The organism is Ruegeria sp. HKCCA5491, from assembly GCF_013034565.1.
Taxonomy (GTDB): Bacteria; Pseudomonadota; Alphaproteobacteria; order Rhodobacterales; family Rhodobacteraceae; genus Ruegeria.
Window position 1 is genome coordinate 76325 of sequence record NZ_WQGG01000015.1, and the last position, 22788, is coordinate 99112.

The following is a 22788-nucleotide window of genomic DNA, read 5'->3' on the forward strand; positions in this document are numbered from 1 at the left end:
AGCGGAATTCGAACAAACAGGATTAATTTTCGCGAAACGCCATTACGCTTTGGGCTGGGCAGTCCGGTGGCGTTCTGATACGTCAGGCGGCGTTCTTGCAATCAACCGGGTCTATGCGTACCGTCCGGCACCTGATTGCTGTGGATCATCCGAAAAACTGCATACCAATTTTTAATACAAGGCCGGGGCATGGAACCCACTCTTTTTTCATTCATCTGGAAATATTCAAAGAAACAACAGCTTGTGTTGCTGGTTCTGACTGTATTCTCGTTTCCGTTTCTTTATGCCTCGCTCGAACTGCCAAAGCAGATCATCAACGATGCCATCGGTGCGCCCAGTGATAGCGTGACGGTAATGGGCGTGACGTTCACGCAGGTGCAGTATCTTCTGATCCTCTGCGTTGCGTTTCTGGCGACCGTGATTGCCAGCGGATTGATGAAGATGCGGATCAACACAATGAAGGGCGTGCTGGCCGAACGGATGCTGCGCCGCCTGCGCTTTACGCTGATCCATCGTACCATGCGGTTTCCCAAGTCCTATTTTGCCACCACCAGTCAGGGTGAGTTGGTATCCATGATCACATCCGAGGCCGAGCCGATGGGCGGGCTGATGGGCGACGCCATCGCACAGCCGGTGTTTCAGTTTGGTCAGATGATGACTATTGTCACTTTTCTGTTCATGCAAAGCGTCTGGTTTGGTTTGGCCAGTATCGCACTGATCCCGCTGCAGGCCTGGCTGATCCCTAAGCTACAGCGGCAGATCAACCTTCTGAACAAAGATCGCATTCAGGAAGTGCGCAGACTGAGTTCCGAGATCGGCGAAAGCGCGGCAGGGATCAGTGATCTTCGCACCAATGGCGGTTGGCGGTATCGCCTGGCACAGTTCAGTCACCGTTTGGGAACCTTGTTCGAAATCCGTTTCAAGATCTACAACAAGAAGTTCTTCATGAAGTTCCTCAACAACCTGATCACGCAGATCACGCCGTTCCTGTTCTATTCAGTAGGCGGGTATCTTGCGATCAAGGGCGAGGTGACTGTGGGCGCGCTTGTCGCCGCATTGGGTGCTTACAAGGATCTCAGCGGCCCGTGGAAAGACCTGCTGACCTATTACAATCAGGTGCAGGACATGTCGCTGCGGTGGGAAGTTGTGACCGAGCGTTTTGCGCCTGACAACATGATCCCCGAAGAGTTGTTTTTGGGCGAACCCGAGACCATTCCTCATCTCACGGGCGCGATTCAGCTTCAGAACATCACCGTTCGCGATGGTGACGGAAAGACGGTCCTGGAAGACATCGACTTGACCATACCCAAGGGTGCCCGTGTGGCCATCAAGTCATCAAACGCGGCCGAACGCAGCGCTTTGGCACAATTGCTGACCCGGGAAATTTTGCCGGTTCAGGGGGACGTCGTCATAGCAGGGCACGATCTTCAGGGCTTGCATCAGGCTGTGATCGCGGCGCGGATCGGATATGCATATTCTCGCCCTTACCTGTTTGATGGCACGCTGGGGGACAACCTGCTTATGCCGCTGCGAACCCATCCTCAGCATGAGGAAGACGCAAAAAAGGCCCCTAGCCGATGGCAGATCGAAGCGGAACGCGCCGGAAACCCAGTGGATTCCTTGTCTGATGACTGGATTGATCCCGGACTGGCCGGTCTGGAAGATGCCGAAGAAATCCGCGATTGGTGGTTCCAACTTGTTGAAGCGATGGGCATTGACGAGTTCATGTTCCGCCGCACGTTGCGCAGCCAGTTCGACCCGGTTCAGCACCCGACACTTGCGCGTGACATCGTGGGTTTGCGCGACGTTGTTGCCGAGCGGCTTAGGGACAGAGGGTTGGATCGCTATGTTTACCGGTTCGACCCGGATCGGTTCAATCCAGCCGTTCCCTTGGGCGGCAACCTGCTTTATGCGGCTCCGTCGCGGGACATTTCTCCGGATATTCTGGCCGGTGACGGACGGTTCATGTCCATGCTGCGCGCGCATGAGTTGGACGATGACGCGATGGGTATCTCAAGCGCGGTTCTCAAGACACTGAACCGCACGTTTGGGCGCGACGGGACAGACCACCCGCTGTTCCTGCGCCTTGGTATGACCAAGGAGATGTACTATCGGCTGCTGGATATCGAGGAACGGCGCATTGCTAAGGGCGACGACGCGATCAGCGAACGCGAGCGCGCATTGCTGCTAACGGTCCCTTTCCTGTTGACGGCCGAGCAGATCGGCCCGGATTTCCCGGATGAATACAAAGAAAAGATCCTTTCGATCCGAAGCAATCAGGCTGAACGGCTGCGAACATCAATGGATGGCATGTTCATCCCCGTAGACCCTGATGCCTATATCGGGCGCATGACGGCTATGGAGAATGCTCTGTTTGGTCGGATTTCACTGACGGCAGGGGCCCATGCGGATGAGATCGAGGATGTTGTTGCGGAAACCATGAACGAGGCCGGTTTACGTCGCCGAGCAGCGGCCATCATCTATGACCTGCCATCCGGCTTGGGTGGAAACAACTTGCCGACGGTCTTCCAGGAAAGGGCCGCCTTCTCGCGTGCGGGGATCAAGCGCCCCGATGTGCTGATCCTCGACAAGGCGCTGGCCAGCCACGATTCCGAAAGCCGCCTGCGCACGCGACTGAAGCTGCGCGAGTTGTTGCCGGATTCGATCATGATCTTCATGGAGGACAGCTTTGCCCATCCCGAAGCCTATGACCTGTTCGTCGAGATCAAAGATGGGCGCATCGACGGTGTCTCGAAAGCGACCGCCGAGGAAGACGCCAGCGTTGTCGGCGATCTGGGCCGCAAGCTGAAGATCATTTCATCGACCGAACTGTTCGCCGGAATAGATGCAAAAAACCAGCGCCTGTTGGCGTTTTCGGCGCAATGGTATGATGTGGCAGCCGGGCAGGTGATATTCTCTCACGGGCAAGCGCCGGATGCGGCGTATCTTTGCATTTCCGGTGAGGCCAGTCTTGAATGGCCCGAAGACGGCGGCGGTTCCCGTCCGATTTCAACGGTCGGGCCGGGCCGGTTGATCGGCGATCTTTCAATCATAACCAATGATCCAAGGCAGTTGAATCTGGTCGCGGTCAGCGACTGTTCGTTCCTTCGAATCGGTGCGGAGGAACTTCGCGCTGTCGTCGAAAGCGATGCAGGTGTGGCCGTTCAATTGCTTGAAACCGTTGCGGGTTATCTGAATTCTCTGGCAGATCAAATAAACGCCACCAAAGATTCAACCGAATTCTGGGAAGAGTTTGACCTAGCAGAAGGTGAAAGTGACCGTGTCTGAACCCCGCCCAGCGTACTACGCCGCACATGAAGGTCTGGTTGCCGAAGCGCGCCCAAAGCCCGAGCTTTGGCGCCTGCTTGTCGGCTTGGGCTTGGTCGCTGTTGTGGTCACCGTACTGAACCTCGTTCTATTCAGCGTGGTTGTGGGCTTTGGGTCAAATGCGGTGGCCGAAGGGTTTTTGACAGGGTCTACACCGCTGGCGATGATTATTTTATTGTCTAGTTTTGGCTTCGTCACGCTAGGCGTCAGGATGGCGGTTCGGCGGCTTCAAAATAGGTCGATGGGTTCTGTTCTTGGCTCATTTCGAAGAAGTGCGCGCCAATTCTGGGTTGTGTTTCGCGCGCTGCTGATCCTTGGTTTGGTGATCGCAGTCCTGCCACCCTATGACATGGGGGCTCCGTTGACCCCTAATCTGGGTCTCTCCACGTGGTTAATGCTGTTGCCGCTGTCGCTGCTAGCGGTACTGATTCAAACCAGCGCCGAGGAAGTGCTGTTTCGCGGGTACATACAACAAAGCCTTGCAGCTCGGTTCCAGTCCCCCATCATTTGGATGGGACTACCGTCCCTGTTATTTGCCCTCGGCCACTACGCGCCGGCTGCTGCAGGGGACAATGCGGGGCTGATCGCGTTGTGGTCTTGCATGTTCGGCCTGCTTGCGGCTGACCTCACGGCGCGGTCCGGCACACTGGGTCCGGCTATCGCCTTGCATTTCTTCAATAACCTTATTGCGCTGCTGCTGATCTCGTTGCCAGACAACTTGAGCGGCCTGGCCCTTTTCATTCTGCCCTATGACATGTCCGACACGGATATGGTGCGCGGATGGTTATATGTAGACTTCGCCGTCATGATCGTCGGCTGGCTGACAGCACGCCTTGCGCTCAGGCGTTGATTGCATTTCTTTCCGCAGCGTCTTATTTGACCTCAAAGCCGCACTAGCAAGGTTCCGATATGAACTGGATCACAAATTACGTCCGCCCCCGGATCAACTCGATCTTCTCGCGTCGGGAAGTGCCCGAAAACCTTTGGCACAAATGCAACGAATGCGGGACGATGCTGTTTCACCGCGAGCTGGCGGAAAACCAAAATGTCTGTACCCAGTGCGACCATCACATGGCGATCACGCCGCGGGACCGGTTCAAGCATCTTTTTGATGGCGGAATCTTCATCGAGGTAGACGTTCCCGCCCCCAAAGACGACCCGCTGCAGTTTCGGGATCAGAAAAAATATCCCGATCGCATGAAGGCGGCCCAGAAAAAGACGGGCGAAAAAGAAGCGATGCTTGTTGCCAAGGGTGAAATCGGACGCACGCCGATTATTGCCGCCGCACAAGACTTTTCCTTCATGGGTGGGTCGATGGGCATGTATGTCGGCAACGCCATCATTGCCGCCGCGCAAGAGGCCGTAAAACTCAAGCGCCCGCTGATCCTGTTCTCGGCTGCGGGTGGCGCACGGATGCAGGAAGGCATACTAAGCCTGATGCAAATGCCGCGTACAACGGTGGCAGTCGAAATGCTCAAGGAAGCCAACCTGCCTTACATTGTCGTGCTGACCCATCCGACGACCGGCGGGGTTACGGCATCATATGCGATGCTGGGCGACGTGCATATCTCAGAACCCAACGCTCTGATCTGTTTTGCCGGGCCGCGCGTTATTGAACAAACAATTCGCGAAAAGCTGCCCGAAGGGTTCCAGCGCGCGGAATACCTTTTGGATCATGGGATGTTGGACCGGGTAACCAAGCGTACAGAAATGCGTGAGGAACTGATCACCATCACGCGGATGTTGATGAATCAACCTCCTGCGGTCAAAGGTGACCTTCCAGCCCCCAAACCTGAAGAAGCACAGCCCGGCAATCCGGCTGACACTGCACAAGAGAAATGACCCCTCAGTCGTCGGACCTCATCCTCGAACGGATGATGGCGCTTCACCCCAAGATCATTGACCTGACCTTGGACCGCGTATGGCGTTTGCTGGTCGCATTGGACTATCCGCAGGAAAAACTACCGCCCGTCATCCATATTGCCGGAACAAATGGCAAGGGGTCGACCCTGGCCATGATCCGCGCCGGGTTGGAAGGGGCAGGTCTTAAGGCCCATGCCTATACCTCACCTCACCTGGCACGGTTTCACGAACGCATCCGCCTCGCCGGAGAATTGATTTCTGAACCTGCACTTACCGAAGTACTGGACGAGTGTTACGCCGCGAATAACGGCGATACCATCACGTATTTTGAAATAACAACCTGCGCCGCGCTGCTAGCATTTGCACGCACGCCTGCGGATTACACCCTGCTCGAAGTCGGATTGGGTGGACGTCTGGACGCGACAAACGTCGTGCATAATCCTGCGGTCACAGTAATCACCCCTGTATCCATCGACCATGAACAGTTTCTGGGGAATACCCTTGGAAAAATAGCGGCCGAGAAGGCGGGCATCATCAAACCCGGGGTCCCTTGTATCGTTGGGCCGCAACAAGATGAAGCGCTGGAGGTGATTGAATACACCGCCGCTCGCCTTGGCGCACCCCTGTTGATTCATGGCCAGCACTGGCATGTCGTCGAAGAAAACGGGCGTCTCGTGTATCAGGACGAAACAGGTCTCCGTGACCTGCCACTGCCGAACCTCCTGGGCGCGCACCAGATTCAGAACGCAGGCGCGGCCCTTGCAGTCATGCGTCATTTGGATCTGGGGGACGACGCGTATGAGGCCGCAGTAACAAAGGCCGAATGGCCCGCACGGATGCAACGATTAAAGTCGGGTCCCTTGGTCGAGCAAGCCCAAGATGCTGAACTATGGCTGGATGGCGGTCACAACGCCGCCGCGGGTGTTGCGCTTGCGGATGTGCTTGCGAAACTTCCGTCACGCCCAACGCATATGATCTGCGGCATGCTGAACACAAAAGATGTAACCGGGTACCTAAAGCCCTTGGCCAATCAGTGCCAAAGCCTGACAGCCGTTTCAATTCCGGGCGAGGCCGCAACCCTTAGCGCGGATGAAACCGCCGCCGCCGCCGCCCAGGTAGGACTGGCAACGACCACTGCAGACAGCGTCACAGATGCCCTTCAGTCCATTGTCGGCAATGATCCTCAGGCTCGCGTCCTGATCTGCGGTTCCCTCTATCTGGCTGGGAACGTCCTGCGCGAAAACGCCTGATACTTCACCTGGCCTAAAAATATCCCGGGGGAGGCGCGGCTTGCCGCGGCGGGGGCAGAGCCCCCTAATTCCCCCAATCCTGATCATGCATTTCCCGCAGACGTGACGCGGTACGCTCAAATTCAAAGGTGCCTTCACCTTCGACATACAGCATCTCCGGCTCAGCCGCTGCCGAGCAGATCAGCCGCACTTTGGCCTCGTACAACGCATCAATCAACGTCACAAAGCGCTTGGCTTCGTTAAAGTTGTTCCGCGACAGACGGGGGATATCCTCTAGCACCAGAACCTTGACCGCCTCTGCGATGGCAAGATAATCCGCAGGTCCCAGCATCCGGCCGCAAAGATCATAGAAGCTGGCCCGCGCAACGCCATTCCGAAACTCAGGTAACTCGACCGCACGGCCATTGACCTGCAGTATCAGCGGATCTGCAACGCCGCCGGACAGGTCGTTCCAGACCGAGCGGATGTTCTGCCGTGCTTCAGGTCCAATGGGTGAGAAATAGACAGGCGCACCTTCCAAACGGTTTTGGCGATAATCCGTTGGCGAGATCAGCTCCCACACCTGCAGCTGTTCCTTGATATGGGCAATGAATGGCAGGAAGAGTTGCCGGTTCAAACCATCCTTGTACAAGTCGTCAGGGTGACGGTTCGACGTCGTGATCACGACAACCCCACCTGCGTGCAGCAGATCGAACAGACGCCCAACGATCATGGCATCCGTGATATCCGTGATCTGCATTTCATCAAATGCCAGCAACCGAACCGACTTGACGACGGCGTCCGCAACTGGGGCCAAGGCATCTTCAACACCATCGTTTCTGGCCTTGTGCATACCGGCATGAATTTCCTGCATGAAGGCATGAAAATGCACGCGCCTAGCCGGAATGCCGTCAAGAGCGTCGACGAACATGTCCATCAACATGGACTTGCCGCGCCCAACGCCGCCCCACAGATACAATCCTTTAGGCGGCGGGGGTGGCTTGCGAAACAAACCGCGCTTTACCGGTTTCGCCAACGTTGAGCGGATGCGTTCAAAATGCGGTAGAACTGCCTCTTGCGCGTCATCCCGTGTGAGGGTTCCATCTGCGACGCGAGCCTCATAAAGCGAAATCAAATCCGTCATAGCCCGAGGCATACCCTCTGCATCGCGCATTGAAAAGCAGCCAGACCTGCCCTGCATCAATTTTGCTTATCTACGGCCCCAAAACTTCTGAATTGACCGGACTAATTTTTGATTTAGCGTCTGCCTTCCAATGTCATGAGGTTTCAATGCCCCAGCCACCGCGCCTTCTGAATCCTATCCTGATCGTCGGTTGTATTATCGTGACGGTCAGTTTCGCCGTGCGCGCGTCATTTGGTGTGTTCCAGATCCCGATTGAACAAGAGTTCGGATGGCTGCGCACAGATTTTTCGATGGCTATCGCGATTCAGAATCTGGCATGGGGAATCGGACAGCCCATATTTGGCGCTATTGCGGAAAAAACCGGCGACCGGCGTGCCATCGTGTTGGGGGCACTGACTTATGCCGCTGGTATGGTGCTGTCGGCGTGGTCGGTGACGCCGCTCGAACATCAGATGTATGCTTGGCTTGTTGGGTTCGGCATTGCCGGGACGGGATTTGGCCTTGTGCTTGCCGTCGTTGGTCGCGCCTCTTCGGATGAAAACCGGTCGATGTCTCTTGCCTTGGTAACCGCCGCCGGCAGTTGTGGGCAGATAATTGGTGCTCCGGCAGCCGAATGGATGCTGACATTTCTTCCTTGGCAGCAAGTATTTATCGTCTTCGCCATCGCGATTCTTGCGTTGATTTTGACGCTGCCTTTCATGCGGGCACCGCAAACGGTGTCGAAGGCAGAATTACAGGAAAGCATGGGGGAAATATTGGGGCGGGCCCTTCGCGATCCTTCCTACACCCTCATTTTTCTTGGGTTCTTTAGCTGCGGGTATCAGCTTGGGTTTGTGACAGCCCATTTCCCTGCCTTCGTGACCGAGATGTGCGGCCCGATCATGTCGGGGGGTATTTTACATTCCATTGGCATCAAAACGACATCGGCGCTGGGGGCCGTGTCCATCTCTTTGATTGGTCTGGCGAATATCGGAGGGACCTTGCTGGCGGGATGGGCCGGAAGTCGCTATCCCAAGAAATACCTTCTGGCGTCCGTCTACACCGCGCGAACTTTTGCGGCCGCAGCCTTCATTATCTTTCCGATCACACCACTTTCCGTGGTTGTCTTTTCGTTGGTCATGGGTTCGCTTTGGCTCGCAACCGTGCCGCTGACCTCGGGTCTGGTCGCGCATCTTTATGGTCTGCGCTACATGGGCACCCTTTACGGGATTATCTTTTTCAGCCACCAGCTTGGCAGTTTTCTGGGTATTTGGCTTGGGGGACGCCTTTATGATCAATATGGCGATTACACGCTGGTTTGGTGGATTGGGGTCGCAATCGGAGCATTCAGCGCAATCGTTCACCTGCCTATACGTGAAAACAGGGATGCAGTCCCCGCCTGAGCTAGACGGCTTCTTCGGGCTTCAACAGCCCTTCTTTGACAAGGCGGTCAGCCCACCCCTGCGCGCCCTCAAAGTGGTGCGTCTGCCATCCACGTGAATGCGCCGTTTCAATGTTTTCAAGGCGATCGTCGGTGAACAACAAAGTATCGGGTGAAAGGCCGCAGTCTTCTTCGACCATTTGGTAGATAGGGACGTGCGGTTTGACCGCTTGCAGCCTTCCCGAAACATAGTGCCTGTCGAACTCGTTCAGAAATGGGTAGACCGTTGTCGCATAGTCAAAATTCTGTACTCCAAAATTGGTCAGAGCAAAAACTGGCACGCCTTTTCCCCGCAAAGCACGCTGTAAACGGACCGAATGCGGAATTTCGGGCGCGGCCAGTTCGATCCACTTATCGTGCCACATCCGAATTTCTTCGCGCCACTTGGGGTATTTCTCGGCCCAGTCATAGATCGTGTCCGTGAAGTGATGTCCTTGATCCACAAGGTCGTTCATTCCATGTAGATCGACTTCTTCAAACATGGCCCGGCGACGGTCTTCGCCGATCACCTTGTCGTAGTAACGTTCGGGCTGCCATTCGATAAGGACATTTCCGATGTCAAAAACTACGGCTTCAACCGCCATGGGCACACCTGTTCTGAAGGTTTACGTCGGCGCCGACTGAATCAAGCCAGGCGCCGATTGACAAGACCCAACCGCAGCGCAAAACGCCCCCCGGCGCGAGGACTATGCTTTTTGCGCTGCCCGCAATTCCCGTTCCAGCGCGTCCAGAAACCGCGATCTGTCGGCTTTGCCAAAGGGTTTGCCGCCACCGCCAGCACCAAGCGGATTGGCGGCGCGAAGGTCTGCCATCAGGTCACGCATAGCCAGTTGTTGTCCAATATTGGCTGCGGTGAACGCTTCGCCGTTGGGGCGTAATACGCGCGCGCCAGCCTCAACACATTTCGCGGCAAGCGGGATATCGGACGTGACAACCACATCGCCTGCGCCACAACGTTCAGCGATCCACTTATCGGCCTCATCCGCACCCTCAGATACGATAACAATTTGCACCAGTGGATTGGCCGAAGGCCGCAAGCCACCATTGGAGACAAGAGCCATCTGTACCTTGTGCCGCGTAGCGACGCGTTCAGCCTCGGCTTTAACCGGACAGGCGTCGGCGTCGATGAACAGCGTCGTCACGCGTTCTTCGCCTTTTTTTCGGCTGATGTCTTGCGCACCTTGAACTCATCCGGAATGGGCATTCGGTTGAAAGCATCCAGACCTGCGATTTTGTACGCCTCGGCCAGCGTCGGATAGTTGAACGTATTCTGTACGAAATAGTCTACCGTTCCCTTCAGGTTCAGCACCGCCTGCGCGATGTGGATCAGTTCGGTCGCGCCTTCGCCGACAATCTGCACGCCAAGAACCCGCCGGGTTTTTAGCGAGAACAGCATCTTCAGCATACCATGTTCCAAGCCCATGATATGCCCGCGAGAGGTTTCGCGGAATCGTGCCACGCCGACCTCGTATGGGATGCCGCGCTCCTGCAGTTCTTCCTCGGACATGCCGCAGGTGGAAATCTCGGGCACCGAATAGATGCCATAGGGATACCACGGGCTTTCCGGAAGGGTAGGGGTCTCCAAGGCGTGACACGCGGCGACGCGGCCCTGCTGCAGCGATGTCGATGCCAGCGAAGGATGCCCGATCACGTCGCCCGTCGCATAGATATGCGGCACGGCAGTCTGATAGGTTTTGCGGTCCACATTGATCCGGTTGCGGTGGTCTGTCTCAAGCCCCACAGCAGACAAGTTCAGGGCCGAAGTCGCACCCATTCGGCCAGCCGCAAATAGCAGCATCTCGGACCGCACGTGACGCCCATTGGCCAATGTCACCTCGACATGGCCGCCTGCGTCTTCGATCTTTTCGACCGCAGAACCCAGACGCAGGTCCACGCCGTTCTCGCGGATCTGGTGAGTGAAATCGTGGATCAGGCGGCTGTCGATGAAATCCAGAAACGTGTCGCGCGGTTCGATCAGCGTAACCCGCACGTCCAGCGCCGAAAACATGGTGGCATATTCCACCCCAATCACACCCGCGCCAATCACGCAAAGCGACCTTGGGATTTCGGCCATTTCAAGAAAGTCATCCCCATCGACCACGGTCTTGCCATTAAATGGCACATAGTCGGGGCGGTAAGTTTTGGTCCCGGTCGCGATCAGAAACTTTGCGGCGGTCAGGCGGGTCGTGTCACCAGCGTCGGTCGCAACCTCAACCTCATGCGGGCCGACAAATCGCGCCAGCCCATTCAGGGTTTCCACATGGTTTCGGTTGAACTGATGTTCCAGAACGTCAACTTCATGATCCAGCGTCATGTGCAGACGCGCCTTGAGGTCGTCGGCGCGGATCTGATCCTTCACCCGGTACGAGCGGCCATAAAAGCTGCGCTCGCGCCAGCCCGACAGGTTCAGAACCGTTTCACGCAGGGTTTTTGACGGGATCGTACCGGTATGTACTGACACGCCGCCGAACCGATCCTTTCGGTCGATCACCAGCACCCGGCGTTTCAGCTTACCCGCCTGAATCGCTGCCGACCGCCCCGAGGGGCCAGACCCGATGATGATCAGGTCGTAATCAAAGTCGCTCATGCCTCAGTCTCCGTACAGCGCCTCTGCGTGAAAGGTGATGTGATCTTCCATGAAGGTCGATACAAAGAAATACGAATGATCATAGCCCGGCTGAAGGCGATAGGTGGCCTGCTGGCGACGCTCTGCAATGGCTTCTGCCAGCGCCTCGGGGCGCAGCAGGTCGATGAACTGGTCACTGGCCCCGGTGTCGATCAGGACAGGTCCGTCAAAACCCTTTTCCTTCATCATCAGCGAGGCATCATGCTTGGCCCAGGCGCCCTCATCATCCCCTAGATAGGCGGCCAGTTGTTTGCGGCCCCAATCCGCCCCCGTCGGATTCGAGATCGGCGCAAAGGCCGAAACTGAACGGTACCGCCCCGGCAAGTTCATCGCCAGCGTCAGCGCACCATGGCCACCCATGGAATGCCCAGTGATGGCCTGACGATCCATATCAATCGCGAAATGCTCTGCCAGCAGCGCGGGCAGTTCCTCGGCCACATAATCCCACATCTTAAAGTGGGGGGCCCATGGGGTTTGCGTCGCGTTGACATAAAACCCGGCGCCCTGACCCAGATCGTAATCCTCGTGATCAGCCACGCCTTCACCGCGCGGCGAAGTATCGGGAAACACGACCGCAATTCCCTGTTCAGCCGCCCACGACTGCGCCCCGGCCTTCGTCATTGCGTTTTCATGGGTGCATGTAAGCCCGGACAGATACCACAGTACAGGGACGGGTCCGTCTTTTGCTTCGGCGGGCAAGAACAAGCCAAAGGTCATGTCGCAGTTACACGCGGAGGAGGTATGGCGATAGACGCCTTGCACGCCCCCGAAACAGGCGTTTTCCGAAAGGGTTTCCATCTGGCTCGTGTCCTTACGTTAGGTTCGGGCCATGGCTACCCTTACCAAGCCGCTGCGTAAAGCCTGTGCGCGACGGGTTAAGGGGATAATTCGAAGCGCAGAAACCTAAAGCGTTCCCACCCACGCAATCACGACGGGTACAGTCAGAATACTTGCGGCAGTAGAAAGAAGGATTGCCGCCGATGCTCTATGCGGCGCAACGCCGTAATGTGCGGCAAGCATATAAACGTTTCCCGCAACCGGCAGAGCGGCCGCAGCGATGGCTATTGACGCAGGAAATGTCGCGACGGGGATCACCCAAATCAGGACGATTGCGACACAGGCAGGATGTACCACCAGTTTGCAAAAGCTGAGCCAACCCGCGATTTGCACGCGTTCCGCCGACTTGCTGGCCAATGACGCGCCAATTGCAAACAGGGCTCCGGGCGTCGCGGCACCACCCAAAATTGTCAGAAAGTCGTTCAGTGGTACTGGGACCGGGACTTGAAACGCAGACCACAGCATCCCGGCCGAGATCGAAACGATCATGGGGTTCTTTATCAGCCCAACAGCAATCAACCGAAACGTAGACGGGGTCAGCCGCCCATCCCGCCCTCCGTTGATCAAGATGACGATCAACGACGAAAAGACGACAAGATCCACTGTGAGGACCAACATAACCGGCCCGATTGCGGCCTCGGTGAACAGAAGCGCCAGCATCGGCAGGCCCAAAAAGCCAACATTGCCAATGGCTGCGCACTGCGCTTCGACGGCCGAAGTGGGGATGTCCAGACCTCTGATCCAGGCAACGAATGTTGCCAGCGCATAGACGGCGAAGGTGCCCAGAAGGTATCCCAGCACCAACTTCGCATTGAAGATTTCAGCAAACGGAAGCGTGGCGGCAAATCGAAACAGCATCGCCGACAACGCAAAATAGAAGACAAATTTTGTTAGATACGCTGTTGCATCTTCCGAGAAAAAACGGCTGCGCCCGGCCCAATATCCAAGGCCGATGATCGCAAAGAAAGGAAGTGTGCGCAGAAAGATATCGACCATGGCCAGAGTGTTAGCACGGTTTGAACTGGCGGCAAGCCCGCTTGCCCAAAGCGGGTCCGGTAGTTCACCCAAGGGAGTTTCTGCGAGAATCGTTGAATCTGAACTGAACGGTTTATAAACTTGGAACCTGCAGCCAAGGAGAAACAATGCCCGAGTCAGCCACCATCCTGCGTACAGGTCGCAAATTCGATCAAGTGGTACGCGGTGCCCGTGAAGTATTCATGGCGGATGGTTTCGAAGGCGCAAGTGTGGACGATATCGCACGCGCGGCTGGTGTCTCAAAGGCGACCTTGTACAGCTACTTTCCTGACAAACGCCTTTTGTTCATGGAAGTTGCTCACACCGAATGCAGCCGGATGGCTGAAAACGTCTTGTCGATGATCGACGATTCCAAACCAGTGCGCGAGGTGCTGACTGTAGCTGCAACCCAACTAACTACTTTTCTGGTGTCCGAGTTTGCGCAGCAGGTTTTCCGCATTTGCGTGGCCGAACGCGACAGGTTCCCGGAATTGGGTCAAGCATTTTATGAGGCCGGTCCGCAAAACGGCGTCCGGCACTTGGTGGAATACTTTAGGAAGGCCGTTAATCAAGGCGAGCTTGCCATCGACGATTTGCAGATCGCCGCAGAACAATTCTCAGAGCTTTGTAAAGTGCGCATCTGGGCCCGTGCCGCATTTGGCATTCAGAATAGCTTTTCCCAGTCTGAAATCGACGAAGTGGCGCGGCAGGCAGTTGATATGTTCATGACCCGCTACGCTGTGTGAGCCTTCTGTTACCGGTTACATGTCCAAAATATGTGCAAGGTGGTGCAGGTTGAGTCAAAGAACCGCCGTTCGGTTTGACAGGCTGACCGTTCTGGAAAACCATCAGGCGGATGCAGCGAAGGGCCTGTGACTCTTGACCAGTGATAATACCAGCTTCTCCCGACGCCTGATTGACCAGCTTGTTCAGATCTACCCTGACCATGATCAATCGGAATTGGCGCGACAGGTATCCGATGCCTTTTGGCCGTCCAATACGCACAGGCGCAAACAAGGCCGCAAGCCCGGCAATAAGTTGTGGTCAGAGAACGACAGCGTCCTGATAACCTATGGTAACTCGATTGAAGATCAGGCGCACAAACCCCTGGACCTGTTACACGATTTTCTCGTTCGACACCTGACCGGGGTGGTCAACGGCGTTCACATCTTGCCGTTTTTTCCCTTCACTTCGGACGACGGGTTCGCTGTTTCCGATTACTATAGCGTCAGCACTCAGCTTGGTGACTGGACGGATATCACGCGTATCGCGGACGATTTTCATCTGATGTCCGATCTCGTGTTGAATCATGTCTCAAGCCAGGGCGCGTGGTTCACCAACTACCTTCAGGGCAAATCCCCGCACGACCGGTTCTTTTTTGAAGCGTCACCCGAAGATGATCTGTCCGAGGTTGTGCGCCCCCGCACCACGCCGTTGCTGCGGCAAGTGGATACCAGCGAGGGTGAGAAATACGTCTGGTGCACGTTCAGCCACGATCAGGTCGATCTGGATTTCTCGAACCCCGAGGTTTTGGTCGAGATGTTGCGGATTATCCGTCTGCATATCGACAAAGGCGTGCGGATATTGCGACTGGATGCGGTGGCTTTCATCTGGAAGGAAATCGGCACCAACTGCATTCACTTGCCACAAGCCCATGCGATCGTGCAGCTTCTCAGGTTGCTGTGCGACTATGCAACTGAAACACTTGTACTGCTGACCGAAACAAACGTCCCGCGGACCGAGAATCTGAGTTACTTCGGCAACCGGAACGAGGCGCACGCCGTTTACAATTTCCCGCTGCCCCCTTTGATCCTGCACGCAATGCAGTCAGGCACAGCGCAATATCTGAGCGAATGGCAAGCCGCGATGCCTCCGGCCCAGTTGGGCTGCGCGTATCTGAATTTCACCGCCAGCCACGATGGGATCGGGATGCGTCCGGCCGAGGGATTGCTGCCGCCCGACGAAAAAGAGCGCATGATCGACACGGTGCGCCGCATTGGCGGGCTGGTTTCGATGCGCGCGCTGCCTGATGGGCGCGAAGAACCCTATGAGTTGAACTGCGGCTATTTCGAAGCCATGGCCGAGACATTTCAAGGCCCCGATCAATACCATCTGGCGCGGTTCATCTGTTCACAGACCATCGTGATGTCTTTGGAAGGGATACCGGCCTTTTACATCCATTCCCTGCTGGCCACACCCAATGATCACGAGGCTGTTGCGCGGCGGGGCATGAACCGGGCAATCAACCGGCATCGCTGGCATTACCCTGACCTGCTGGCAAGGCTGGCCGATCCGGGGTCAAATCAGGCGCTGGTGCTGTCCGAATTGTCCAAACGTCTGCGCCTGCGGGCGCAACAGGCGGCCTTTCACCCGAACGCCACGCAATTCACCCTGCGGTTGGATGATCGCGTCTTTGGCATCTGGCGGCAAAGTCTGGATCGCAGCCAGTCGATCTTTGCGCTGCATAATGTCTCGGCCGAGCTGGTCCACGTCAGCCCTGCCGAGATCAACATGATTGCCGAGGAAACCTGGACGGACGCCCTGACTGGAGAAATCCTGGCCACCAACGGCCCCGATATTGTGCTGGCCCCGTATCAGTGCCGCTGGATCACGAACGCGGGCTGAATTCGTCCAGGTCGTCGGACACCGCCGCCTTGAGGCGCAGCAGGAATTCAGGATCAGCCGAATGGACCCTGTTCCATGTGGGAATGAACGGCGTCTCGTGCGGGTTGTCCAGAAACACCTGCCCGGCGCGAATGATATTTTCGGCGAACAGTTCGATGGATTTCTCTTCCTTGTGGCGGTCCAATTCCAACCCATTCATCTTGGCGTCGGTGTAATACCCTTCGAGCAAGTCCAGCGCCGAGCGGTAATAGGTCGCCTTGAGTGTACGGAAGGTATTGGGCGTGAACACCGTGCCGTCGGCGGCCAGTTTGCGGAAGATCGCCTTGCAGATATCGGTGGACATGCGCGACAGGCCACGATTTGCGTCCTCGGGGGACAGCTCCTGATGTTTGTGGTCATAATTGTCGGCAATTTCGACCTGACAGACGGATTTCGGGGCCAGATTTCGCCACGCTTCGGACAGCACTCCGATCTCAAGCCCCCAGTCGGAAGGAATGCGCAAATCGGGCAGGGTAGGGGTGCGAATTGCAAACTCACCCGACAGTGGATAGCGGAAGCTGCGCAGATAATCGAGGTAATCCCGGTCCCCGATTACCTTTTTCAACGCGATCAGCAGCGGACTGACCAGAAGACGCGTCACACGACCGTTCAGCTTGCCGGACCCGATACGGGGGTAAAACCCTTTGGCCATCTGAAACGGAAAGGTCGGGTTGACCACCGGATAAACCAGCCGATCCAGCATCTCGCGGTTATACGTGACAATGTCGCAATCGTGAATCGCCATAACGGAACTGTCCGCGCAGGCCAGAAGATAGCCGATACAAGACCAGACATTCTTACCCTTGCCGGGTTCCTGCGGCGCAAGGCCCAAGGCTTTCAGATGTTCCTGAAGATGCGTCAGACGAGGGCTGTCATTCCAGATAACAGCGTGGTTTTGCAGCAAGTCGGCAAAGAACGCACGGGCTTTGCGGTACTGTTCTTCATCCGCTTGGTCCAGGCCGATGATGACGCGGTGAAGATACGGGACCTGCGACAGTTCCTTGAGGATACCAGCGAGGGCCGGCCCCTCCAGCTCGGAATAAAGACACGGAAGGATCAGGGTGATCTTGCGGGTCTGTGCAAAGACCGAAATCTCATGTGACAGGTGACCACTGGGTCTGCTGCGCAAATTGTGCAGCGTCGTTATATTTCCGTTCTGATGGAAGTCTGCCATGTCGTTCGCCTTGTTTCTGTCAGAACTCTGCAGTCAGGGTCAGGATGGCCTCCGACCAACCTTGGGGACCGTTGCTGTCTGTCCTGAATATGCGTGGTTCGATATGAGGTGGAAAAGGCGGAATGCCCGGCCCATCCGGATTTGCAACCACGACGCCTTGATCCGCAGCCATTAGCATTTCGATGTCATTTGGCGCGTCACCCAAGGCGATTGATCGGCTTGGTCTTAGCTGCTGAACAACTTCCCTTAAGGCGTCCGCCTTGGTTTTTCCGAAGGATACGGTCAGGAACCGCCCCCCGCGACGGGCAAAAAGACTCATGTTGCGCGCTTGTGCCACGAAGTGGTCTAACTCGGCCTCCGTGCCCATCCACAGCCCGGGCTCGCTGAATTTCCGCGTTCGAGCACGGGCGGCTTGAACGGGGTTGAGCCCCGTCGCATCTGCCACATCCTGATCGGACATATCGCCAAACCCGACAAATCCCGTGGGCAGTTGGGAAAGCGCCGTGCGCAAGTCCTGATAATGGTCACCTTCAATATCGGGCGCATAGGGCCATAGGATACCCGCCCCATTTTCGACAATTGCCGGCATTCGCGTAACACCAAGTTCCTGCTGCAGCGGTGCAATCTCTGCCGCTGTTTTGCTGCTGGCCAATACAAGCCCCGCGCCGATTTCCGACAAGCGTTGAAGTCCCGACTGAGCAGCCGCCCAACTATAATTGTGATGATCCAGCAGCGTCCCGTCGAGATCAGAGAAAACCAGCAATTTTGGGTCGGCGGTCATGGGGAAGGGCGATCAATTCGTTCTCTCATTGAGTGGAAGTAAAAATCCGTGACCATCGGAAGTAAATCCATTCTGGCCAAATGCGCGTCAAACCCAAATCTTACGCCCAATATTTGGGCAATTGCGTGGCGGTCGCTATCTGGCTCGGTATTGAGTTTTAACCATGGGCACTTTGGGCACGGGTCCAAAACACACCCTCTGGGCAGTTACATCTTCCATGGTGTAAGTGTCCCAACAGTTGCAGATTATTGGCAAGGGCTGCCCGATACGGCGGCTCGGCCTTACTATCTTGGGAGGTCGGCGCACATGCCGAATTTGTCGGAATACAGTAAACTGGCAAGGGAAATGTCAGTAGATGCCATTGCCCTTGTACCGGGCCCTAATTTCACCCGCGCATTGGGCAAACCTTTCATGAGCCACGAACGGCCCTTTGTGGTCATTATCCCGGCTGAGGGCACACCGGCTGCGATTGTGCCCAATCTGGAACTGGGAACGTGGGAATTGGTCGGTTTTGAGGGGGCCGTCTTCGACTGGATGGACCAAAAGGGCTATGACAGCGCCTTTGCTTCATTGGCCGCTCATATGCCCCTGAGGTCACTTGCCGTTGAAGGGCAAGTGATGCGGGTTTTCGTGTCCAAGGCCCTGACCAATGCGATGCCCGACTTGCAAATCGTAGATGCCGAGCGCGAGATTTCCGGTTTGCGGATCATCAAGACCGACGCCGATATTGCCGCTTTGCAGGCTGCAATTGATATCTCGGAACGCGCGCTGGAACGTGTGATTTCAGAGGTTCGCGTCGGGCAAACCGAGAAACAGATCGAACAGGCGTTGATCCAGGCGCTGTTTGCTGAAGGCGCCGCGTCGTTGGCTTTTGCACCGATTGTCGCCGCCGGAGACAACTCGGCTCAACCACACGGCAAAGCCCGCGCGGAATATCAGATCAAACCCGGCGATGCGCTGCTCTTCGACTTTGGCGCGCGCAAAAACGGTTTTGCGGCGGATATCACGCGTACATTCTTTGTTGGCGAGGTTTCGGACGAGGGTAGGGCGGTTTACGACACAGTCCTTCGCGCGAACCTCGAAGGGTTCAAGGCCTGTTGCCCCGGCGCGAGCGCCCATGACATCGACGACGCAGTTACAAATGTGCTCGAGGCTTCGCCCTATGCCAACCGGATTCGCACCAAGACGGGTCATGGTCTGGGTCGCGACGTGCACGAAGCGCCATATATCATGCGCGGGAACCACCAGAAAATCCTGCCGGGCATGGTTTGGACCAACGAACCGGGCCTGTATGATCTGGGCAATTTTGGTGTTCGGATCGAAGATGATGTTCTTGTGACCGAGGATGGTTGTCGGTCGCTGACCAGTTTTCCCAAAGATCTTACAATCATAGGCCGCTGACACTTGACTGGTTCACGAAACGTGTTGGAATGACGGGTCGCTCCAAGTGGCCCGTCAGTGTCCTGTGAGCTGACTATTCAGATTAACTTTCGGCTTTGCGGGTCGCGATGACCATAGCCAGCAACTGTTCCTTGGTGCGCTGGATGTGGTTCGTCAGCAGCGCGCAAGCAGCCTCTGCATTGCGCGACCGCGCCAGTGCCAACAACTGACGGTGCTCCGCTTTGGCTGGCTCTCGCTGTTCCATCACACTCAGGTGCATCCGCACATAACGGTCAGATTGCAGATTGACCCGTTGCAGGAATTCGTTGGTAATCCCGCGCTCAGCGGCGGAATATAACGCCCTGTGATACTCGTAGTTCAGACTGCCCCACCGCCCGACGTCATATGTTTCATAGGACTTTTCCATTTTGTTCAACAACTCTTCGCAGATGACGAAATCCGCCTCTGTCATCTGGGGGATCGCCCGTTTGAAAAGGTCGACTTCCAACAGGATTCTAAGGTCGAAAATCTCTCCGATTTCCGAAAGGGAATGAGTTGTTACACAGGCCCCCCGATTGTTAGTCAGTTGGACCAGGCCCTCGGCATCCAGCCGCTTGAGCGCCTCACGTATCGGCATGCGGGATACGTCATATTCCTCTGCCAACGCTTCTTGCCGAATGGTTTCACCTTCCACCATCTCTCCGCTCAGGATACGCTCGCGCAGGTCGTTTGTGATGACATCAGGCAAACTTTGGCGATGAATCGCGCGGGTTTTTGGCATTGGGATGGTCTCTGGCATTTCCACTTTGTATCCAAAATACGAAAGGACGCCACAATATCCAATAGCCTTTAGTTTCATTGCCTTTGTTATCGAGCGGCTTTGCCCAGAAGCATTGGTAACCATAGAGTTGCAGGCCTTCGCGAATGGCATGGAATATGGGCATGTCCCTTAATCCGACCAATCGGACACCCACCTCCCCCCTCATAGAACCCCAGCCAGATCATCACGGCAGGCGCAGTGGAAATAACCAGGTATTGATTGGTATTACACTGCACAATCCCGCATTCTGGCGCGAATGACCGGGCATGGTCCGGCTGCGGGAACGACTGTTGAAGGTGATTGTGTGACTTTGTTCAGAACATCAGTATTCGGACTTTGGCTGGCCGCCGTTTCAGCCCTAAGCGCACAGCCCGCGGCGGCGCAACCGGATATTCTGATCCTAGGGGACAGCCAGATTTCGTTCGGGGCTGGCAAAGAGTACCTGAGGTTCTTCGATGAGCTGGCGGATCGGTGCAGGATGACGCCTGAACGCAAAAGGGCACTGGGTAATCTCGGCAACCGCGAGACTGCCGCGATTGGCGTCCGCTCGACATCCTTGCAGTCATGGACAACGCCCAAGGGGGCCGCAAAAGGTGCGATTTGCGATGTCGACAAGAAATTCGGGGTCAATGCCGGGGCCTATGGTATCGAAGGCAACCCTGACCGGGTGTTCATTCAGATCGGCAAAGACAACGCCTATCAGTTCTGCAAACCCAATCAGACCGCGTTTCAGGCGATGTTTGACGACGGGTATTACAGCCCCGAATTGCTGGTTCTGACCTTTCTGGGCAATTCATCCGATCGCTGGGCGAATTCTCCTGATTTGGCCCAACAGGATGCCCGCCGCACGCTGGAACAAATTCCGGACGACATTCCATGTATCTTCATCTCAAGCGTGCCGGTCTATCTGAAAAAGACCAACGACAAACGAATGAAGGCCCAAACCGCGATAGCCCGCGCCTTGCGGCAGGCGGGAACGCAATGTGCCGTGGTTGAAGGGTTCAACCGCAAGACACGCGCCGTGATTGAAGGTCAGCCCGCTTATTTCCGGCGCAACGATGCGGGCAAGGTCAAGGACCCGCACCATCCAAGCCGGGCTGCGGTCCGGGCTTTTCTTGACATTAACACGGCCGAAATCTGCAACGCTGTATTTTCGGCCGTGAAGTAGAGGTAAAGACTGCAGGGGGGATATGCAGGTGTTCAAAAAGATGGTCGCAACTGTTTGCGCTTTGGCCTTCACCACTCTGGGGGCAAGCGCAGAGGATTTTACCTCGCCCGAGATTCTGATTATCGGGGACAGCCAGATATCCTTTGGTTCGGGCCCGGCTTTCCTGGAGTTTTTCAGCGATATCAAGGACCACTGCCACCCCAATGCCCGGCAGAAAAAGCACCTTGAACGCCTTGGGGAAATGCGGGTCGGGGTGATAGGTGTCCGGTCCAGTTCAATCGACTCGTGGACCGCCCGGTCGGAGCGGGCAAAGGACACGATCTGCAAGGTGGACCCGAAATGGAACGTGAACGCCGGTGCGTACGGGTTCGTGAACAAGACCGGCAACAAGTATGTGCAGATTGGCAAGGGAAAGGAATATCAGTTCTGCGCGGCCAAAACCTCACCGCTCGAAGAGATGCTGCGGGACGGGTATTATGATCCAAAACTGATCCTGATGTCCTTTCTCGGCAACTCGGCCAAGCGGTGGGCTAACAACCCCGAAGCCGCCGTACGGGATGTTGAACGCCTGCAAGCGCAACTGCCTCCCGACCTGCCGTGCATTTTCATGACCACAGCGCCCGCTTACAAGAAGAAGATCGTAGATTTGCGGCTGCGGGCGCAGAAGAATCTGATGGATGCGTTCAAGGTCACGGGACTGCGGTGCACGTTCGTACCTGGTGCTACCCCCGAAACGGTTGCGGCCAACCAAGGCAACAAGCATTATTTCCGCCTGAACAGGAACGGCATGGTTAAGGACCCATACCATCCAAACGAGGCGGCTGCGAAAAACTTCTTTGCGCTGGAAATGGACCAGATATGTTCAGCCATTTTCGACCAGATCGAACCAACCAGGGAACAGAGCTAACCCTCTGATCGACCCGCTTGCTTGCGTGGCGGGACGGCCGCCAGAATGACCGTCCACCCAAGGATACCCTGCCCGTGGGCGCTTAGGTTCTGCTCATACGAGAAAATCAGAATTTCCAACGGCTTGAGAGGGTCGCGGGGCGGCCAGATCACCCATTGCAAAGGCAGATCGGGAATGACCAACCGATAATACATGTAATAGATTTGCGGCGACAGCCACACGAACAGCCAAAACAAGAAAAGCGCCCCGAAAAATCGCACCCAGATCGGGAAAGGGCGCAAGGCACGACGTGCCAGAAGCACCATCAGCAGAAAAAGAATGGCGCTTAACAACGCCAGTCCGACCTGCCCCCAACCTGACAAATCAAAAAAGGAGTCCTGACGGTACAAACCTGCCCTCGCTGAGTGCTGGGTAAAAGGACGAAAACCGCCCAC

At 56.1% G+C, this 22788-nt stretch carries 20 protein-coding genes; 10 read left to right on the forward strand and 10 right to left on the reverse strand.

Annotated features, from left to right (window positions below):
- Positions 1-189 precede the first annotated feature (189 nt).
- Genes GOV88_RS18325 through GOV88_RS18340 form a run of 4 tightly spaced genes read left to right on the forward strand, consistent with a single transcriptional unit; the run spans position 190 to position 6440 of the window.
- On the forward strand, positions 190-3288 hold the full coding sequence (locus GOV88_RS18325; RefSeq protein WP_171241317.1) for an ABC transporter transmembrane domain-containing protein: 3099 nt from the start codon (positions 190-192) through the stop codon (positions 3286-3288).
- Positions 3281-4177: a type II CAAX endopeptidase family protein gene (locus GOV88_RS18330; RefSeq protein WP_171241318.1), complete on the forward strand. Its 897-nt coding sequence runs from the start codon at positions 3281-3283 to the stop codon at positions 4175-4177. The genes GOV88_RS18325 and GOV88_RS18330 overlap by 8 nt, the downstream gene beginning before the upstream one ends.
- Before the next feature lie 59 nt (positions 4178-4236).
- The gene (gene accD / locus GOV88_RS18335) at positions 4237-5169 is read left to right on the forward strand and encodes an acetyl-CoA carboxylase, carboxyltransferase subunit beta (protein WP_171241319.1); all 933 of its coding nucleotides are present in this window, start codon (positions 4237-4239) and stop codon (positions 5167-5169) included.
- Complete coding sequence (locus GOV88_RS18340) at positions 5166-6440, forward strand: folylpolyglutamate synthase/dihydrofolate synthase family protein (protein ID WP_171241320.1); 1275 nt, start codon at positions 5166-5168, stop codon at positions 6438-6440. Before accD ends, GOV88_RS18340 begins: the two co-directional genes overlap by 4 nt.
- Before the next feature lie 64 nt (positions 6441-6504).
- On the opposite strand, the gene zapE is transcribed toward GOV88_RS18340, so the two are convergent.
- A complete protein-coding gene (zapE, locus tag GOV88_RS18345; RefSeq protein WP_171241321.1) occupies positions 6505-7563 on the reverse strand; it encodes a cell division protein ZapE in 1059 nt (352 codons plus the stop codon).
- A 146-nt stretch (positions 7564-7709) separates the two neighbouring features.
- Between zapE and GOV88_RS18350 the strand changes: the two genes are divergently transcribed.
- Positions 7710-8945 carry an MFS transporter gene (locus GOV88_RS18350; protein ID WP_171241322.1) on the forward strand — a complete coding sequence of 412 codons (1236 nt, stop codon included), beginning with the start codon at positions 7710-7712 and terminating at the stop codon, positions 8943-8945.
- A gap of 1 nt (position 8946) precedes the next feature.
- Here GOV88_RS18350 and GOV88_RS18355 read toward each other — a convergent pair whose 3' ends face one another.
- The 5 genes from GOV88_RS18355 to GOV88_RS18375 all read right to left on the reverse strand — a co-directional run bounded on the left by GOV88_RS18355 (position 8947) and on the right by GOV88_RS18375 (position 13442).
- Positions 8947-9567, reverse strand: coding sequence for an HAD family phosphatase (locus GOV88_RS18355; RefSeq protein WP_171241323.1), 621 nt, complete (start codon positions 9565-9567; stop codon positions 8947-8949).
- Positions 9568-9669: 102 nt separating this feature from the next.
- Complete coding sequence (locus GOV88_RS18360) at positions 9670-10125, reverse strand: YaiI/YqxD family protein (protein WP_171125684.1); 456 nt, start codon at positions 10123-10125, stop codon at positions 9670-9672.
- Positions 10122-11570 (reverse strand): Si-specific NAD(P)(+) transhydrogenase, encoded by a 1449-nt coding sequence (sthA, locus tag GOV88_RS18365; protein ID WP_171241324.1) that lies wholly within the window; start codon positions 11568-11570, stop codon positions 10122-10124. The genes GOV88_RS18360 and sthA overlap by 4 nt, the downstream gene beginning before the upstream one ends.
- Positions 11571-11573: 3 nt before the next feature.
- Positions 11574-12407 (reverse strand): S-formylglutathione hydrolase, encoded by an 834-nt coding sequence (gene fghA, locus GOV88_RS18370; RefSeq protein ID WP_171241325.1) that lies wholly within the window; start codon positions 12405-12407, stop codon positions 11574-11576.
- A 105-nt stretch (positions 12408-12512) separates the two neighbouring features.
- Entirely contained in the window at positions 12513-13442 is a 930-nt protein-coding gene (locus tag GOV88_RS18375) for an AEC family transporter (RefSeq protein WP_171241345.1), read from the reverse strand.
- Positions 13443-13588: 146 nt separating this feature from the next.
- Here GOV88_RS18375 and GOV88_RS18380 point away from each other — a divergent pair, with 146 nt between their 5' ends.
- Positions 13589-14206 carry a TetR/AcrR family transcriptional regulator gene (locus tag GOV88_RS18380; RefSeq protein WP_171125690.1) on the forward strand — a complete coding sequence of 206 codons (618 nt, stop codon included), beginning with the start codon at positions 13589-13591 and terminating at the stop codon, positions 14204-14206.
- 133 nt (positions 14207-14339) lie between these two features.
- Entirely contained in the window at positions 14340-16085 is a 1746-nt protein-coding gene (locus tag GOV88_RS18385) for a sugar phosphorylase (RefSeq protein ID WP_171241326.1), read from the forward strand.
- Here the strand turns inward: GOV88_RS18385 and GOV88_RS18390 are convergent.
- Positions 16069-17298: a glycosyl transferase gene (locus GOV88_RS18390; protein WP_171125694.1), complete on the reverse strand. Its 1230-nt coding sequence runs from the start codon at positions 17296-17298 to the stop codon at positions 16069-16071. The genes GOV88_RS18385 and GOV88_RS18390 overlap by 17 nt on opposite strands.
- 19 nt (positions 17299-17317) lie before the next feature.
- Entirely contained in the window at positions 17318-18079 is a 762-nt protein-coding gene (locus GOV88_RS18395) for a mannosyl-3-phosphoglycerate phosphatase (RefSeq protein WP_171241327.1), read from the reverse strand.
- 345 nt (positions 18080-18424) lie between these two features.
- On the opposite strand from GOV88_RS18395, the gene GOV88_RS18400 reads away from it, so the two are divergent.
- On the forward strand, positions 18425-19480 hold the full coding sequence (locus tag GOV88_RS18400) for a Xaa-Pro peptidase family protein (protein ID WP_254449272.1): 1056 nt from the start codon (positions 18425-18427) through the stop codon (positions 19478-19480).
- Between the two features lie 82 nt (positions 19481-19562).
- On the opposite strand, the gene GOV88_RS18405 is transcribed toward GOV88_RS18400, so the two are convergent.
- The gene (locus GOV88_RS18405; protein ID WP_171125757.1) at positions 19563-20240 is read right to left on the reverse strand and encodes a GntR family transcriptional regulator; all 678 of its coding nucleotides are present in this window, start codon (positions 20238-20240) and stop codon (positions 19563-19565) included.
- A gap of 343 nt (positions 20241-20583) precedes the next feature.
- Between GOV88_RS18405 and GOV88_RS18410 the strand changes: the two genes are divergently transcribed.
- Both GOV88_RS18410 and GOV88_RS18415 read left to right on the forward strand, forming a co-directional pair.
- Positions 20584-21447 (forward strand): SGNH/GDSL hydrolase family protein, encoded by an 864-nt coding sequence (locus GOV88_RS18410; protein WP_171125699.1) that lies wholly within the window; start codon positions 20584-20586, stop codon positions 21445-21447.
- Positions 21448-21469: 22 nt separating this feature from the next.
- On the forward strand, positions 21470-22354 hold the full coding sequence (locus GOV88_RS18415) for an SGNH/GDSL hydrolase family protein (protein WP_171241329.1): 885 nt from the start codon (positions 21470-21472) through the stop codon (positions 22352-22354).
- On the opposite strand, the gene GOV88_RS18420 is transcribed toward GOV88_RS18415, so the two are convergent.
- Positions 22351-22743 (reverse strand): hypothetical protein, encoded by a 393-nt coding sequence (locus GOV88_RS18420; RefSeq protein WP_171241330.1) that lies wholly within the window; start codon positions 22741-22743, stop codon positions 22351-22353. The two genes, GOV88_RS18415 and GOV88_RS18420, sit on opposite strands and share 4 nt — an antisense overlap.
- Positions 22744-22788 lie beyond the last annotated feature (45 nt).